The following is a 2,452-nucleotide window of genomic DNA, read 5'->3' on the forward strand; positions in this document are numbered from 1 at the left end:
GCCGCGCGCGCGTCCCCGCCGGGCTCGTGCAGCGCGTCGAGGGCCCCGGCGAGCGCGAGCTTCTCCAGGGCGTCGCGGTCCAGCCGCACGCGGGCATGGAAGTCGTCCAGGTCGGTGAAGCGCCCGCGAGCGTGGCGCTCCATCACCACCTCGCGCGCCGCGTCCTCGCTGACGCCGTCCACGCCCGTGAGCGGCAGCCGGATCGCGTGGCGGGACTCCGCGTGGTGCCGCACGCCGCTACGGTTCACGTCCACGGGCAGCAGCCGCACCCCGAAGCGCCGCGCCTCGCTCGCGAGGGTGTGGGCGGGCCACATGCCCGGGTGTTCCGTCAGGACCGCCGCCCAGTACGCCGCCGGGTGGTGGTGGCGCACCCACGCGCTCGCGTAGGTGTGCTGCGCGAACGCCCACGCGTGGCTCTCCGCGAAGCCGTAGCCCTTGAAGACGGCGCAGGCGGCGAAGCAGGCGCGGGCGTCCTCCTCGGACCAGCCGGAGTGCCGCCGCGCGGCCTCCACGAACAACTCGCGCAGCTCGGCCTCCTCCGCCCCGTCCTCGCTGTTCGCGAGCCGCTTGCGCACCCGCTCCGCCTCGGGCCAGTCCAGGCCGCACACGAGCGCGAGGATGCGCAGCACCTGCTCCTGGAAGAGGATCACGCCGTGCGTCGGCGCGAGAATCCGGTCCAGCGGCGCGGGCAGTGTGGGCGGCGGCTCCAGCCCGCGCGCGCGCCGCACGTAGGGATGTACCGTGGAGGACTGCAGCGGTCCCGGGCGGAAGAGCGCCACCTGATGCGCGAGCTGCGTCATGTCCTTCGGCCTGAGCTGCGTGCTGAGCCGCACCTGCCCGGGACTCTCGATCTGAAAGAGGCCCATGGTGTCGCCCTCGCGGATCTCCTTCCACACGGCGGGCTCGTCGGGCAGCGCGGCGAAGTCCAGCCACTCGCCCGTGAGGCGCAGCACGTCCTCCCGCGCGCGCTCCAGGGCGCTGAGCATCCGTAGGCCCAGCAGGTCGAGCTTGATGAGGCCGAGGTCCTCCGCGTCGTCCTTGTCGAACGCGAGCGTCTTGATGCCGCCCGAGGAGCGCGCGAGGTACGAGAAGTGCGTGAGGGGCGCGTCGCTGATGACGACGCCGCCGCTGTGCGGGTTGAGTTGCCGCACGAAGCCCGGCTCCATGCGTTCCATGAGGTCCACGAGCTGATGACGCACGGCGGCCGTGCCGAGCACCTCGTCGAAGACGGGCATCGCCTCACGCGCGCGGTGCGGGCGCAGGTGACGGTAGTCACGCCCCAGCGCGCGCGACAGGCGGTCCCGCGTTTCCGGGGGCAGACCGAGGGCGCGCCCGAGGTCCTGCACGGCGGACGGCAGGCGGTACGTGAGGCGCGCCGCCACCATCGCCTCCGCACTGGCGCCCCAGCGCCGCTCCACCCACTCGATCACCTCGCGGCGGCGGGCGCTGGAGATGTCGAAGTCCACGTCCGGCATGGCCTTCTTGCCCTGGTAGAGGAAGCGTTCGAACATCAGGTCGTGCGCGAGCGGATCGATGCGGGTCACGCCCAGCAGACGGCACAGGACGCTCGCGGCGGCCGAGCCGCGTCCCGCCGCGAGGATGCCCTGCCGCTCGCAGTACAGGGCGACCTCACGGGCGGTGAGGAAGAAGCTCGCGAGCCCGAGGTTCTCGACGACGGAGAGCTCGTACGCGAGCCGTTCGCGCGCGGCCTCCCAGCGCTCGGGCGGGTACACGCGCGAGATGGCGGTGTACGCGACGCTCTCGAGGTACTGCTGCGGCGTGAGGTGTTCGGGCACGTGCCCGCCGGGTGGGGTGAGCCGTTCGGGGATGAGGTCGAGCGCGCACTCCCGCGCGATCCGTGAGGCGTTGGCGAGCGCGTCCGGGAAGGGGATGAGGTGCCCGTACGCCTCCGGGGAGAGCAGCACGGCGCCGTCGTTGCGGGGACGCGCGGGGTGCGGGGTGGTCACGTCGATGCCGAGGCGGGCGCAGACCATGGCGTCGAGCAGGGGGAAGTCCTCGCTTTCCAGGAGGCGCGCGTCGGGCGCCGCGACGAGCGGCAGACCCTGATCGCGCGCGAGGGCGCGCAGGTAGTCGCGGCGTCTCGCGTCGCCCGGGGCGCGGCCGTGGTAGACCTGCACGAACAGCCGGTCGCGGTACACGCCGCGCAGGGCGCGCAGGTTCGCCTGAACGTCGTTCAGGCGGCGGTTCGCGAAGAGCCGCGTGGCGAAGCCGTCGCGGTCGCCGCTGAGGCAGAAGAGCCCGTCGGCGTGCTCCACGAGGTCCGTGACGCTCAGCGCGCCCTGCCCGCCGAGGTGGAGCTTCGTGAGGAGCTCGTTGAGGTTCGCGTAGCCCGCCCGGTCCCCGGCGATCAGGCCGATCCCGAAGGCCTCGGGGGGCGCGCCGCGCGCGGGCGGCCCGAAGGTGACGGGCACGCTGGCGCCCGTGACGGCCC

The 2,452-nt window shown here is 73.7% G+C and carries 1 protein-coding gene; it reads right to left on the bottom strand.

From position 1 onward, the window contains the following. Positions 1-2,452: DNA polymerase III subunit alpha (dnaE, locus tag DEIPI_RS33760; RefSeq protein WP_084474795.1), on the bottom strand; the 2,452-nt coding region annotated here is incomplete at both ends.

The sequence above is a fragment of the Deinococcus pimensis DSM 21231 genome (assembly GCF_000519345.1).
GTDB classification, from domain to species: domain Bacteria; phylum Deinococcota; class Deinococci; order Deinococcales; family Deinococcaceae; genus Deinococcus_A; species Deinococcus_A pimensis.